Origin of the sequence: Nocardioides jiangxiensis (genome assembly GCF_030580915.1) — a bacterium.
In the GTDB taxonomy this organism is placed as follows: Bacteria; Actinomycetota; Actinomycetes; order Propionibacteriales; family Nocardioidaceae; genus Nocardioides; species Nocardioides jiangxiensis.
The window spans coordinates 1,354,606-1,368,168 of sequence record NZ_JAUQTA010000001.1 but is presented as its reverse complement, the minus strand read 5'-3'; the positions used below and the strand labels follow the sequence as shown (position 1 = coordinate 1,368,168).

Genomic DNA, 13,563 nt, shown 5'->3' with positions numbered 1-13,563 from the left:
CACCCAGGACCTGGCCGGTCACCCCTCGCGGGTGACCGGCCAGAGTCCGTCCGGGTCCGGCTCGTCGGTCCAGCCGTAGCGGCCGTACCAGTCGGGGTCCTTCGCCAGCAGCGTGCCGCGATGGGCGGCGTGGAAGCGTTCGCTGCCGAACCACGCCGGCAGCTCCGCGTCGCCCTGCGCGTGCCCGGTCGCCTCGAGCAGGACCGCCGTCTTCTCCGCACACGTGTCCCGGTAGCCACGGGCGGTCCACTCCGCGCAGATCGCCTCCTGGTAGGCGCCCAGCGCCGGGAGATGGCCGGTCCACATGAGCACCGCGGGGTGGAACGACCAGCCGCCCACCTTCCGTGGCACGAGGTGCCACTGCTCGCGGGGCAGCGGCACGGCCCGCGGCGAGCCCGGCGGCCGCTCCGAGGTGACCAGGCGGAAGCCGGTGAGCACCTGGAGGATCTGCAGGTTCTCGACGCGCTGCTTGCCCAGGCGCTGCCGGTCGAGCGATGCCGCGCTCTCGGCGAACGAGGGGTAGGGGAGGAAGGTCTGCATGCGCCGGTCGGTGCCTCAGTCCAGCCGGTGCTCGGCCAGCGCCGCCTCGATCCGCGGGGCGATGGACGCCGGCGACGTCGTGCTGCCGTAGCGGGCCAGCACCGTGCCGTCGCGGTCGACGAGGAACTTGGTGAAGTTCCAGCGGATCTTGCGGCCCAGCCGACCCGGGCGCTCGTGCGTCAGCCAGCGGAAGAGCGGGTGGGCTGCCTTCCCGTTCACGTCGACCTTGGCGAACATCGGGAAGTCGACCCCGTAGTTGCGCTGGCAGAAGGCGCCGATCTCCTCGGCCGAACCGGGCTCCTGGCCGCCGAACTGGTTGCACGGGAAGCCGAGCACGGTGAAGCCGCGGTCGGCGTAGGTCTGGTGCAGCTCCTGCAGGCCCGCGAGCTGGGGGGTGAAGCCGCACTGCGAGGCGGTGTTCACGACGAGCACGACCTGGCCGGCGTACGCCGCGAGGGGCTGCTCGTCGCCGGCGAGGGTGCTGGCGGTGAAGTCGGCGAGGGTGGTCATCAGTCCTCCGGGTGGTCACGCCGCGCACGTCGCGGCGGAAGGGGCACGAACATGCTGGTCCGGGCGGCGTACTCCGCCCAGCCGGGGCGCCCCTCCATGTGCTTGTCGAGGAGGCGGGCGCCGGTGGCGAAGACCAGGAAGTAGGTCATCGCCAGGGGAGCGACGACGGTCAGCAGCGACCACGGCGTGGTCAGCGAGACCATCCAGATGCCCCACCACACGCAGGCGTCGCCGAAGTAGTTGGGGTGCCGGGTCCACGACCACAGCCCGCGGTCCATGATCCGTCCGCGGTTGGCGGGGTCGGCCTTGAACCGGGCCAGCTGGGCGTCCCCGACGGCTTCGAAGGAGACGCCCAGCAGCCAGAGCGCCACGCCGGCCGGAGCCAGGAAGGCCCAGCCGCCGGTGGTCACCGCCGCGACGGTGACCGGCAGTCCCACCAGTACGACTGCAGCGCCCTGCGTCACCCAGACCTTGACCACCCGCTGCAGCGGGGTCGCCCCGGCGAGCATCGCGGCGTAGCGCGGGTCCTCGCCGTGGCCGCTGTTGCGACGGTGCATGTGCCACGACAGCCGGCTGCCCCAGACGGCGACGAGCGCGAGCAGGAGCCAGCGTCGCCACGGCTCGCCCGCATCGAGGGAGGCTCCCCCGAGGGCCGCGACCAGCGCGACCGCCGCGAGGGCGAGGCCCCACGTGGTGTCGACGACGGAGTAGCGCCCGGCGCGGTGGGCGGCGTACGCCGTCAGGGCCATCGCCGCGGCCACGACGAGGACCTCGACGGCGAGCACCTGCAGCAGGTCGGTCATGTCACCAGCCTCGCTCGGGGGCCAGCGTGTGGGGCTCGCCGGGCCGGACCGCCAGGATCTGGTCGACGCCCATGCGGCCGTCGCGGAAGGCCATCCGGCCGCCTACGAGGTAGAGCTCCCAGACCCGCATGACCTCCTCGCCGACCAGGTCGGTGAGGTGCTCGCGGTGGGTGGTGAAGTTCTCCATCCAGGCGTCGACGGTCCACACGTAGTGCTCGCGGAGGGCGTGCACGTCACGGACCTCGAGGCCGGCGTCCTCGATCAGGTCCACCGTGCGGCCGACCGGGCGCATGTGCATGTCGGGTGCGATGAACGACTCGATGAACGGGCCACCGCCGGGGTGCCGTCCGCGACGGGACATCTGCTGGACCAGCACGCGGCCGCCGCGGCGGACGGTTCCGGCCAGGACGCGGGTGTACTCGGGGTAGTTGCCCTCGCCGACGTGCTCGCCCATCTCGATGGAGGCGACGGCGTCCCAGCGGCCGACCACCTCGCGGTAGTCCTGCAGGCGGATGGTGACCCGGTCCTCCAGTCCACGCTGGCGGATCTGCTCGTCGATGTAGGCCTTCTGCTCGGCCGCGATGGTGACGCCGGTGACCTGCGCGCCGAAGTGCTCCGCTGCGTGCAGCGAGAGCGAGCCCCAGCCACAGCCCACGTCGAGCAGCGTCATGCCCGGCTCGAGGCCGAGCTTGCGGCAGACCAGCGAGAGCTTGTCGCGCTGGGCGTCCGCGAGGGTGTAGCCCGGAGTGCCCGGAGCCTTCCGCCAGTACGCCGAGGAGTAGGCCATCGTCTCGTCGAGGATCCGGCCGTAGAACTCGTTCGACAGGTCGTAGTGGTGGCTGATCACGGCCCGATCGCGCAGCTTGCTGTGCAGCCGGCCGTGCACCCGCGCCTGGCTCGCCGGGGCCGCCGGCGGACGCCCGACGGCACCCGTGCGGAGGGCCGCGCCGATCGCCGCGGCGAACGCCGCCGGGCCGGGGCGGCCACCGAGGCCGCGCTGCCGGACGACGTCCCAGACATGGGTCAGGGCGGCGTCGAGGTCACCCTCGACGTCGATCTCGCCGGTCACGTAGGCCTGGGCGGCCCCGAGCTCGCCGGGGCGCCACAGGAGGCGGCGCAGGGCGTCCGGCGTACGGATCTCGACGAGAGGGCCGTCGGCCGGGCCGGCCTCCGAGCCGTCCCACGCGCGGAGCCGGACCGGGAGGTCGCCGCCGACGAACGGGCGCAGGCCGCGGGCGAGCTCGGCGGCCACGCCGCTGTCGGCCGGTGCGCTGTTCACGGCACGCAGGGCGGTGGTCATCGGGACTCCTTCACGAAGGTCATCTGCTGGACGTCGGTGTAGCCGGAGGCGAAGCCGCCCTGGCAGTAGGCGAGGTAGAAGTGCCACATCCGGAGGAAGGTCACGTCGAAGCCGAGCGCCCGGACCTGCGGGGTGGCGGCGGAGAAGGTCTGGTCCCAGATCCGCAGGGTCTCGGCGTAGTGGGCGCCCATCGACAGCCGGTCGGCGACCCGGAGGGAGGTCTCGGCGGCGGTGATCCGCTCGATCGCCTCGACCGAGGGGAGCAGCCCGCCGGGGAAGATGTACTTCTTGATCCAGGTGAAGTCGTCGCGCGTGGCGAGCATCCGGCCGTGCGGCATGGTGATCGCCTGGAGGGCGAACCGGCCCCCCGGGGCGAGGAGCTCGTCCACCTTGCGGAAGTACGTCGACCAGTACTCGTCGCCGACGGCCTCGATCATCTCCACCGAGACCACCGCGTCGTACTCGCCCTCGACGAGGCGGTAGTCGAGCAGCTCGATGCTCACCCGGTCGGCCAGGCCCGCAGCGGCGACGCGCTCCCGGGCCAGCTCCAGCTGCTCCTGCGACAGGGTCACGGTGCGCACGGTCGCGCCCCGCGCAGCAGCCCGCAGGGCCAGCTCGCCCCAGCCGGTGCCGATCTCGAGCACGCGGGTGCCGGCGCCGACGCCGGCCTGGTCCAGCAGGCGGTCGATCTTGCGGTGCTGGGCTGCGGTCAGCGCGGTGCTGGCGTCCTCCGCGGGAGGGGCCGGCGCCAGGGCCACCCGGTGACCGTCGTTCTGCACCACCTCGGACGGGAAGAGTGCCGAGGAGTAGGAGAGCGTCGGGTCGAGGAAGAGCGTGAACAGGTCGTTGGACAGGTCGTAGTGGTGCGAGATGTTCGACCGGCTGCCGTCGATGGTGTTCTGGTGGCGGCGGGGCTCGCGGCGTACGTGGACCCGGCGCAGCCGCTGCATCCAGCGGGGCACGATCCGGTCGATGTTCGCACCGAGGGTGCCGATCAGGGCAGCGATGTCGGGGGACTCCCAGGCGCCGGTGAGGTAGGCCTCGCCGAAGCCGATCAGGCCGTCGCTGCCGACGCGGAGGAGGAACTCCTCCTCGTCGTGCAGCACGATCGCCGGGCGGGTCGGGTCCAGGGCCTCGTCCGGGTGGACGAGCTGGATGTCGAGGCGCCGGCAGACGGCCCGCAGGATGCCGTTGGCGACCCGGGCCGAGACCCGGGCCCGCGGGCCCTCGGGCAGCTGCGCCAGGTCGGGCCAGAGCTCGAGGTCCGGGCGGATCCGGGGCGCTGCGGTACGCAGCGTGGAGGTGTCGCTCATCGGGTTCCCTCCTGGGGATCGTGGTGGGGCCGTGGCTGGACGGGAACACGGCGCAGCCAGAGCCGGATGCCCTGCCACTGGATGCGCAGGCGCCCGAGCAGCGCCGGCCACGGGGTGCGGACGACGGTGCCGAGGGCGGCCCGCCGACCGGTCGGCAGGGCGGTGCCGGTGAGGGTGGCGGCGAAGCCCTGCGGTTGCAGGGTGATCCCGACCGCCACCCGCTCGTCGGGGCGGGGGACGCTGACCTGGTAGTCCCCGGAGGTGTCGTGGAACGGCGACACGTACATCTGCTTCGGCACGGTGGCACGGCCGTCGGCGTCCGGGTGGACGACGTAGGCGTGGCGGTCGCCGTAGGTGTTGTGCACCTCGATCAGCACGCAGGCCAGCTCGCCCGAGGCGCGGTGGCACCAGAAGACGCTGATCGGGTTGAAGCAGTAGCCGAAGGCACGCGGGTTCGTCAGCATCAGGATCCGGCCGTCGACGGTGATCTCCCGGCGCGCGAGGAAGTCCACGACGTTGTCGCGGATCGAGCGCGTCGGATCGCCGATGTGGTCGGCTGACCGGAACTCGCGGTGCAGGCGCGCAGGAGGCACGTCGTCGAGGTCGACCAGCCACGTCCGCGACCGGTAGCTGAACGTGCGTCGCGGCGCACGCCGGCTGTGCCGGATGGTCGTCGTGTAGACGCGGCCGCCCCGGGGCAGTGCCGCCGGCGCGTCCCAGCTGAAGCCGAGCCGCTCGGCGGCGTGGGCCCCGGACCGCGCGCCGTCCTCGTGGAAGCCCCAGCCGTGGTACGCGCCGGCGAAGACGATCCGGTCGGTGTCGCAGGCCGGCAGGCGCCGCTGCGCGGCCACCGACTCCGGCGTGTAGAGCGGGTGCTCGTACTCACGCGTCGCGATCACCGTGGCCGGGTCGACCAGGTCGGTGCCGCCGAGCGTCACCAGGTAGGCGGTGTCGGTGTCGAGCCGCTGCAGCCGTGTGAGGTCGTAGGTGACCGTCACCCGCCCGGCGGCCTCGCTGCGGCGCCGGAAGTTCCACGACGCGTGCGCGCGCCGAGCCTGCGGCAGCAGCGAGGCGTCGGTGTGCAGCTGGGCCGTGTTGGGGGAGTACTCCATCGCTCGCAGCACCTCGGCCTGGGTCGCCGTCGGCTCGGCCAGCATGGCCAGCGCCTGGTGCGGGTGCGTGGCCACGACGACCGCGTCGAAGAGCTCGGTCCGGCCGTTGCCGTCGGTCACCTCGACCCCCTCGGGGAGCTCGCGCAGCGAGGTCACCTTGGTGCCGGTCCGCACCTCGTGCAGGCCGGCGGCGACCCGGTCGACGTACGCGTGCGAGCCGCCGGTCACGGTGCGCCACTGCGGCGAGCCCCAGACGGAGAGCATCCCGTGGTGCTGCAGGAAGGTGAACAGGTACCGCGCCGGGTAGGCCAGGGCCGTGTCCGGGTCGCAGGACCACACCGCGGCGACCATCGGCTCCATGAAGTGCCGCTGGAAGTACGCCGAGAAGCCGTGCCGCTCGAGGAAGGCAGCCAGCGGCTCGTCCTCGTCCTCCGGCGCTGCCAGCAGGGCGCGCGCCGCGCGGTGGAAGCGCGGGATCTCGGCCAGCATGCGCAGGTACCTCCGCCGCCCCAGGTTGGCCCGGGTCGGGAAGAGGCCCTGCAGCCCGAGGGCTCCGGCGTACTCGAGGCCGGTGGTGTCGTCACGCACCGACATCGACATCTCCGACGGCTGCGTCTCCACACCCAGCTCGCGGAAGAGCCGGAGCAGGGTGGGGTAGGTGCGCTCGTTGTGGACGATGAAGCCGGTGTCGATGGCGAGCTCGCGCCCGTCGGCAGTCGTCACCCGGTGGGTGTCGGCGTGGCCGCCGAGTCGCTCGTCGGCCTCGAGCAGGGTCACCCTCGACGACTTCGCGATCACGTGTGCGGCGGTCAGCCCGGCGACGCCGGAGCCGACGACAGCCACCCGGCGCGGGGTCTCCCGGGCCGGTGCAGAGCTGGTCATCAGGTGTCCTGGGTGAGGTCGAAGAGGGCGATCGGGGTCGAGGTCGGCTGCCGCGAGCCGCCGTCGGGCTCGACGGTGATCCCGGCAGCGGTGGCCTTCGAGGCGTCGCCGGTGAGCAGCAGCTCCTGGTCGCCGGAACCCTCCAGCAGGCCGGCCGGCACCATCGCCCCGTCGACCTGCAGCCAGAGCTCGTAGACCTTGCCCTTCGCCGCAGCAGGCAGCTCGTCGGTGACCAGGGCGGCCTTGCCGAGCGAGGCGGAGCGGTAGACGGTCAGCTTCGCGCCGTCGACCTTCGCCGTGGCCTGGTCGCTGTCGGACGCGGCGATCACCTGCTGCACCGGGTCCACCCGGTCATCGGTCCAGGGGTGCGTCACCGCGGCCCCGGTGCCGACCACGGCCACCGCCGCTGCTGCCACGAGGAGGTGGCGAAACCGGCGTCCACCGGCGTGGACACCGCTCTCCTGGGCCGGGAGCGGAGGAAGCGGGCGGACGGTGGAGATCGCGGCCAGGACGTCGGCGCGCAGGGCCGGCGGCGGCGTCGCGATCGTCGTCTCGGCCAGCGAGGCGGCGGCGCCGCGCAGGCTGTCGACCTCGGCGCGGCAGTCCGCGCACTCGGCCAGGTGGCGCTCGAAGAGCGCGCGCTCGTGCTCGTCCAGTGCGTCGATCGCGTAGGCCCCGGACAGGGCGTGGATCTCGCTCATTGTCCGACTCCCATCGTGTCGCGCAGACGGATCAGCCCGTCGCGTATGCGTGTCTTTGCGGTCCCGAGAGGCAGGTCCAGCATGGTGGCCACCTCCGTGTGGGTGTACCCACCGAGATAGGCGAGCTCCACGGCTTCGCGCTGGGTGGGGGTGAGGGTCTGAAGTGCCTGGCGGACGCGTCCGGCCTCGAGGGAGGCGGTCGCCTCCTCGGCGGTGACGTCGTGCTCGACGGGCTGCGTCTCGCGGTGGTACGTCGTGTCGCGCCGCGTCGCGGCCTCGGCCGAGCGGACCCGGTCGACGCCCTTGCGGTGCGTGATGGTCAGCATCCAGGCCACCGCGCTGCCACGAGCCGGGTCGAACCGGGACGCGGTGCGCCAGATCTCCAGGAAGGTCTCCTGGGTCACCTCCTCCGCCTGGGCGGGGTCGCGCACCACGCGGAGCAGGAGGCCGTAGACGCGCGACGCCATCGCGTCGTACAGCGCGGCGAAGGCCGTCTCGTCGCCCCGTGAGGAGCGGCGCAGCAGCGCCGCGAGGTCGGGCGCTGCCGAGGGGGAGGCCGCCCCCTCCGGCGACGGATCGCCGGAGGGGACGGCACGAAGGCCTGTCATGTCGTTCATCCTTGCGGGAATCAGGGCATCAGGACAGTGTCGATGACGTAGACGGTCGCGTTGGCGGTGGGGATGTTGCCGCAGAGGACCGCAGCGTTCTCCTTGCCGACGGTGAAGTTCTCGCCGGAGCCCTTGACCGTGATGCTGTCGCCCTCGAGCGTCTTGTGGGTGCCCGCGAGCTCGTCGGGGGAGAGCTGGCCGGCCACGACGTGGTGGGTGAGGATCTTGGTCAGCGTGGCCTTGTCCGCGAGGACGCCGTCGAGGGTCTTCTTCGGGATCTTCGCGAAGGCGTCGTCGGTGGGCGCGAAGACGGTGATGCCGTCGGCGCTGTTCAGGGTGTCACCGAGGTCCGCGGCGCCGACAGCGGCGACGAGGGTCTTGAGCAGCGGGTTGGCGCTCGCGGCGGTGGCGACCGGGGCGGTGGCCATGCCGTTGAAGGAGCCGGCGCCGGTCTTCGGGACGCCCGCGCAGCCGGGGCCGAACGTCTGGGCGCCGGCGTTCATCGTGTCGGAGGCGGAGGCCTTCGGCTCGGCCTTCATGTCGTTGCTGTCGTCGGAGCCACAGGCGGTGGCGGAGAGCGAGAGGGCGCCGATCACGAGGAGTGCGGAGCCGGTGCGACGGAGGTTCATGGTGCTGCCTTTCGGTCGGGTGGGACTGTGATGGGAATTCGGAGCGGAGCCCCGGGCGGATGGGAGATCCGTGCAGTTTTTTTCCGGGCCGCCGTCAGGGCCGCCGTCAGGTCAGGCGACCGTGACCACGACTTCCTGGATCCCGCTCGACCCGTCGGGGAACGGCGTGCGCCGCACCGCCGTCTGGACGTCGCCGTCGAGGGTCACGGCGCGGACGGCCACCAGGTGCCGACCGCTGGGGGCGTCCCACGGCAGGTACCACTGGCGCCAGTAGTCGACGCCGACGTCGGGGCCGAGTCGCGCCGTCTGCCAGGCACCACCGTCGATGCGCACCTCGACCCGTCGGATGCCGCGGTGCTGGGCCCAGGCGACCCCGCCGATGACGGTCCTGCCTGCCTTGATGGTGGAGAGCGGGCGCGGGGTGTCGATGCGCGCGGAGACCTTGATCGGGGCGTCGGTGGCCCAGCCCCGCTTGGTCCAGTAGGCGCGCTTCGCGGCGTAGGTGGTCAGCGTCAGCCGGGTCAGCCACTTGGTCGCGCCGACGAAGCCGTACACGCCGGGTGTGACCAGACGTGCGGGGAAGCCGTGGTCCGCGGGCAGGGGCTCGCCGTTCATGCCGATCGCGACCAGCACGTCGCGCCCGTCGCGTACGACGTCGAGCGGGGTGCTGATGGTGAACCCGTCCACGGCGGTGCTCAGCAGCTGGTCGGCCTTCGTCCCGACACCGGCCTGGTCCAGCAGGTCCTTCAGCGGTACGCCGAGCCAGCGGGCGGCGCCCACGTACTTGCCGCCGACCTCGTTGGAGACGCAGGTGAGGGTGATGTCGCGCTCGACGAGCGGCATGCTCCGCAGGTCGTCGTAGGTGAGGGTGAGCTCCTGCCGGACGTCACCGTCGATCCGGAGCCGCCAGCTGTCGACGTCCACGCGGGGAACGACGAGGTTGGTGTCGACGCGGTAGAAGCGCGCGTTGGTGGTGCGCAGCGGCGAGATGCCGTCGTGGGCCTCCTCGAGGCCGGTCGGGAGCGGAGGCAGCGGCTTCGCGGCACGTGGCAGGACGATGTCGCCGATCTGCGTGCCGGTCCGGATCACCCACTGGCCGGTGGCGGCGGCCGCGGCGCTGAGTGCGGCCACGGTGCCGGCGCCGAGGAGGAGGCCGCGGCGGCTGGCACGGGCCGCCACGACCGCCTCGGCCGAGCCCGGCTCGAGGGCGTCGGTCGTGCGCGCGTCGCCGGCCCGGCGCAGGGCCTGCACGGCGAGCGCGAACACGGCGAGCCCGACGACGGCCGCGACCAGCGCCGGCAGGACATCGACCGCGGTCGCCGCCGGGCGACGCATCGCGAGGACACCCGCCAGCGCCACCAGGCCGAGGAGGACCAGTGCGCCGAGTCGCGCCGAGCGCCGCGCGAGGAGGCCGGCGCCACCCGCGAGGGCGAGCGTGCCGAGCGCGACCGAGGCCAGCAGCACGGGCTTGTCGGCAGTGCCGAGCTCGCGCACCGCCCACTCCTTGACGGGGGTCGGGGTCAGGTCGATCACGGTCGAGCCGACCGCCAGCACGGGCGAGGCGGCGGGATCGGTCAGGGCAGCGACGAGGTGGCCGGCTGCGACACCGGCCCCGGTCGAGAGCAGGCCGGCTGCGGCGTACGACGTCCGGGATGAGGGCTCCATGGAGGGAGTTCGTCGCGGGCCGCGTTCCGGATGGGACCCGCGACGCGTACGCCCGGCGTACGGCCCGGCCGGCTCGACCACGAGGGGCTGGCACTGCTCGTGAAGCAGTCCGACCACGCCCTGGTCCTCGAGGACGACGGCGACATCGCGGGCTTCGTTATCACCCTGCCGCCCGGGGCGGTCTACGACTCCAGCCGCTACGACTGGTTCGAGGCGCGGCTCGACGACTACGTCTACCTCGACCGGATCGTGGTGGCCCGCGCGCACCGTCGCAAGGGTGTGGCGCGCCGGCTCTACGACGCGGTGGAGGCCGACCTCCCTGTCGCCCTGGAGGTCTACGACACCAACGAGCCGTCACTGGAGTTCCATCGCCTGCGCGGCTACCGGCAGGTCGGCGAGCTCGAGCACGCCGGCAGGACGAACCTGATGATGGTCAGGGCCGCCTGACCTCCGCTGCCGCTCCCGCGCGCCCCCTTCCGGGAACGGGCTGTACCCGGCAGAGTGGCGCCATGACCGAGACGCCCTTCGTCCAGTACGCCGTCGACGGTGCCGTCGCGACGCTGACCCTCGACTCCCCGCACAACCGCAACGCGCTCTCGCGCAAGCTGGTGACCGAGCTCTTCGAGGGACTGACCGCAGCCGAGGCCGACGCAGCCGTCCGCGTGATCCTGCTGCGCTCGGCCGACCGGGTCTTCTGCTCGGGCGCGGACCTCTCCGAGGCGGCGACCACGCCGATGGAGGAGGGCACCCGGGCGATCGTGGAGCTCCAGCGGCGCATCGTGGCCTCGGAGAAGCCGGTCGTCGTGCAGCTCGACGGTCCCGTGCGCGCGGGCGGCACGGGCATCGTGGCCGCCGCCGACGTCTGCATCGCCTCCGAGGACGCCCACTTCGCGCTCACCGAGGTCAAGCTCGGGGTGACGCCGGCGATCATCTCGCTGACGATCCTCCCCAAGATGTCCTCGCGCGGAGCGGCGCTGACCTTCCTCGGCGGCGAGAAGTTCTCGGCGGCCGAGGCCGCGGCGTACGGGCTGGTGACGGAGGCGGTCCCGGCCGAACGCGTCGCGGACCGTGTCGCCGAGGTCTGCGCGAGCCTCGCGACCGGCCACCCGCAAGGCCTGCGAGAGACGAAGAAGCTGCTCAACCGTGAGGTGCTGGCGGGCATCGACGCCCGGGGCGAGGAGCTCGCCCAGCTCTCGGCCCGGCTCTTCGCCACCGACGAGGCACGCGAGGCGATGATGGCGTTCCTCACCCGCAGCACGTAAGCGGTCGGGTGATCCCGTAGGCTTGGACGCTTCCGTTTTTCGAGTCACCCAGGGGATCCCGTGTCGACTGACACCAGTGCCGAGGACATCGCCGCCCGCGAGGTCGCGGCGGAGCAGGCCTTCGTCGACCGCGTCCACGCGCAGCTCACCGCCTCGCAGCAGCAGGCTGCCGAGCTGGCGCGCGAGGGGCGCGGCCGTGGCCAGCTCGGCCACGAGGGCGGCCTCGTCGAGCGCGACGCGATGGTCTACCAGGCCGCGAAGCGCATCGCGCAGCTCGACGCCGCCGCCGAGGGCCTGGTCTTCGGCCGGCTCGACCTGTCCGCCGACCTCGACCCCGAGCCGCGCTACGTCGGCCGGATCGGCCTCCGCGACGAGAACCGTGACTCGCTGCTGATCGACTGGCGCGCCCCGGCCGCCGCGGTCTTCTACCAGGCCACCGCGGCCGACCCCCACGGCGTCGTACGCCGCCGCGTGCTGCGGTCGAAGGGCACCACCGTCCTCGGTGTCGAGGACGAGCTGATCGACGCGTCGGACCCGCGCGCCCAGGAGCTGCCGATCGTCGGCGAGGGCGCCCTCATGGCGCAGCTCTCGCGGGCCCGCGACCGCCGCATGCACTCGATCGTGGCGACCATCCAGGCCGAGCAGGACAAGGCGATCCGCGCTCCCGGCAAGGGCGTCACGTCGATCTCGGGTGGTCCCGGCGTCGGCAAGACCGTCGTCGCACTGCACCGCGCGGCGTACCTGCTCTACACCGACCGTCGGCGCTACGAGACCGGTGGCGTCCTCATCGTCGGCCCGTCCGGCGTCTTCATGCGCTACATCGAGCGGGTGCTCCCGTCGCTGGGCGAGACCGCCATCGCGCTGCGCAGCCTCGGCGAGGTCGTCGACGGCGTGAAGGCCTCGCGCCACGACGACCCGGCGTTCGCCGACGTCAAGGGCAGCGCGCGCATGGCCGAGGTGCTCCGCCGCGCCGCGCGCCAGGCCGTGCCGGGTGCGCCCCGCGAGTTCCGGCTCTTCTACCGCGACAACGTGCTGCTGCTCGACAACCGGCTGCTCGGCCAGCTGCGTCGCCAGCTGCTGGGCCAGGGCCGCCGCAACAAGCAGATCCCGCGCGTCGCCTCGACTCTGCTCGACGCCCTGTGGCGCCAGGTGAAGTCCGAGCGCGGCAGGGAGCGCGGTCGCCAGGCGTTCCAGGACGACCTGCTCGACAACCACGACTTCCTCGACTTCGCGGCCGAGTGGTGGCCGCCGCTCGAGGCCCGCGAGGTGCTCACCTGGCTGCGCGACCCCGACTTCCTGGCCCGCGTCTCCGACGGCATCCTCAGCCACGACGAGCAGGCGCTGCTGCTGAAGTCCTGGGCGGTCGCCGACGACCTCTCCATCGAGGACGTCCCGCTGCTCGACGAGCTGCGCTACGCCATCGGTGACGTGCCGCTGAAGACCGACGAGGACTCGGGCTTCGGCGACTTCGTCGGCTCCGACATCCAGGAGCTGTCGACCGCGGGGGACCGCGAGTTCCGCTCGTCGCGTGCCTGGACCCCGCCGACGCACCGCATCGAGGACGACCCGTTCGCCCACGTGCTCATCGACGAGTGCCAGGACCTGACCCCGATGCAGTGGCGCATGGTCGGACGCCGTGGCCGCACGGCCTCGTGGACCATCGTCGGCGACCCGGCGCAGTCCTCCTGGCCGGTCCGCGCCGAGGCCGACGCTGCGCGCGCCGAGGCGCTCGCAGGCAAGGACCTGCACGAGTTCCACCTGTCGACCAACTACCGCAACTCGTCGGAGATCTACGCCTACGCCGCCGCGTACGCCGCCCGGGTCGGCCTCGACGCGGACCTCCCGACGGCGGTCCGCTCGACCGGCGTCGACCCCGTGCAGATGCGCGTGGACGACCTCGAGGCGGGCGTCCGCTCGGAGGTCGTGCGCCTGGCCGGCGAGGTCGAGGGCACGGTCGGCATCGTCGTGCCGGTGGCGCGGCGCGCCGAGGTCGAGCGCTGGCTCGCCTCGTGGAACGAGGTCGCCGCGGAGGCCCCCAACGCCGCCACGGGACGCGACACCAGTGCGGACCGCATCGTGGTGCTCACCGGCCTCGACACCAAGGGCCTCGAGTTCGACGGCATCGTCGTCGTCCGCCCCCAGGAGATCGAGGACGAGGCGTCGACCGGCAAGGCCACGCTCTACGTCGTGCTCACCCGCGCGACGCAGCTCCTCTCCGTCGTCTCCTGACGCCGGAGG

At 72.9% G+C, this 13,563-nt stretch carries 13 protein-coding genes; 3 read left to right on the top strand and 10 right to left on the bottom strand.

The genetic code is table 11. The features are described 5' to 3' along the window. Positions 1 to 18: 18 nt before the first annotated feature. The 10 genes from Q5722_RS06670 to Q5722_RS06625 form a co-directional block, all read right to left on the bottom strand. Positions 19 to 540, bottom strand: coding sequence for a pyrimidine dimer DNA glycosylase/endonuclease V (locus Q5722_RS06670; protein WP_305027426.1), 522 nt, complete (start codon positions 538 to 540; stop codon positions 19 to 21). A gap of 15 nt (positions 541 to 555) precedes the next feature. Continuing rightward, positions 556 to 1,050, bottom strand: coding sequence for a glutathione peroxidase (locus Q5722_RS06665; RefSeq protein ID WP_305027425.1), 495 nt, complete (start codon positions 1,048 to 1,050; stop codon positions 556 to 558). Next, entirely contained in the window at positions 1,050 to 1,853 is an 804-nt protein-coding gene (locus Q5722_RS06660) for a DUF1295 domain-containing protein (RefSeq protein WP_305027424.1), read from the bottom strand. The genes Q5722_RS06665 and Q5722_RS06660 overlap by 1 nt, the downstream gene beginning before the upstream one ends. A 1-nt stretch (position 1,854) precedes the next feature. Then, positions 1,855 to 3,153 (bottom strand): SAM-dependent methyltransferase, encoded by a 1,299-nt coding sequence (locus tag Q5722_RS06655; protein ID WP_305027423.1) that lies wholly within the window; start codon positions 3,151 to 3,153, stop codon positions 1,855 to 1,857. Continuing rightward, the gene (locus tag Q5722_RS06650; protein ID WP_305027422.1) at positions 3,150 to 4,466 is read right to left on the bottom strand and encodes an SAM-dependent methyltransferase; all 1,317 of its coding nucleotides are present in this window, start codon (positions 4,464 to 4,466) and stop codon (positions 3,150 to 3,152) included. The genes Q5722_RS06655 and Q5722_RS06650 overlap by 4 nt, the downstream gene beginning before the upstream one ends. After that, entirely contained in the window at positions 4,463 to 6,460 is a 1,998-nt protein-coding gene (locus tag Q5722_RS06645; protein ID WP_305027421.1) for an FAD-dependent oxidoreductase, read from the bottom strand. Before Q5722_RS06645 ends, Q5722_RS06650 begins: the two co-directional genes overlap by 4 nt. After that, complete coding sequence (locus Q5722_RS06640) at positions 6,460 to 7,161, bottom strand: anti-sigma factor (protein ID WP_305027420.1); 702 nt, start codon at positions 7,159 to 7,161, stop codon at positions 6,460 to 6,462. Before Q5722_RS06640 ends, Q5722_RS06645 begins: the two co-directional genes overlap by 1 nt. Then, entirely contained in the window at positions 7,158 to 7,769 is a 612-nt protein-coding gene (gene sigK / locus Q5722_RS06635) for an ECF RNA polymerase sigma factor SigK (RefSeq protein ID WP_305027419.1), read from the bottom strand. The genes Q5722_RS06640 and sigK overlap by 4 nt, the downstream gene beginning before the upstream one ends. A 20-nt stretch (positions 7,770 to 7,789) precedes the next feature. Then, positions 7,790 to 8,398: a fasciclin domain-containing protein gene (locus tag Q5722_RS06630; RefSeq protein WP_305027418.1), complete on the bottom strand. Its 609-nt coding sequence runs from the start codon at positions 8,396 to 8,398 to the stop codon at positions 7,790 to 7,792. A 111-nt stretch (positions 8,399 to 8,509) separates the two neighbouring features. Further along, the gene (locus Q5722_RS06625) at positions 8,510 to 10,063 is read right to left on the bottom strand and encodes a molybdopterin-dependent oxidoreductase (RefSeq protein ID WP_305027417.1); all 1,554 of its coding nucleotides are present in this window, start codon (positions 10,061 to 10,063) and stop codon (positions 8,510 to 8,512) included. A gap of 30 nt (positions 10,064 to 10,093) precedes the next feature. Between Q5722_RS06625 and Q5722_RS06620 the strand changes: the two genes are divergently transcribed. The 3 genes from Q5722_RS06620 to Q5722_RS06610 all read left to right on the top strand — a co-directional run bounded on the left by Q5722_RS06620 (position 10,094) and on the right by Q5722_RS06610 (position 13,554). Then, on the top strand, positions 10,094 to 10,510 hold the full coding sequence (locus Q5722_RS06620; protein ID WP_305027416.1) for a GNAT family N-acetyltransferase: 417 nt from the start codon (positions 10,094 to 10,096) through the stop codon (positions 10,508 to 10,510). Positions 10,511 to 10,572: 62 nt separating this feature from the next. Next, positions 10,573 to 11,325 (top strand): enoyl-CoA hydratase family protein, encoded by a 753-nt coding sequence (locus Q5722_RS06615; RefSeq protein ID WP_305027415.1) that lies wholly within the window; start codon positions 10,573 to 10,575, stop codon positions 11,323 to 11,325. 60 nt (positions 11,326 to 11,385) lie between these two features. Then, positions 11,386 to 13,554, top strand: coding sequence for a HelD family protein (locus tag Q5722_RS06610; RefSeq protein ID WP_305027414.1), 2,169 nt, complete (start codon positions 11,386 to 11,388; stop codon positions 13,552 to 13,554). Positions 13,555 to 13,563: the final 9 nt, after the last annotated feature.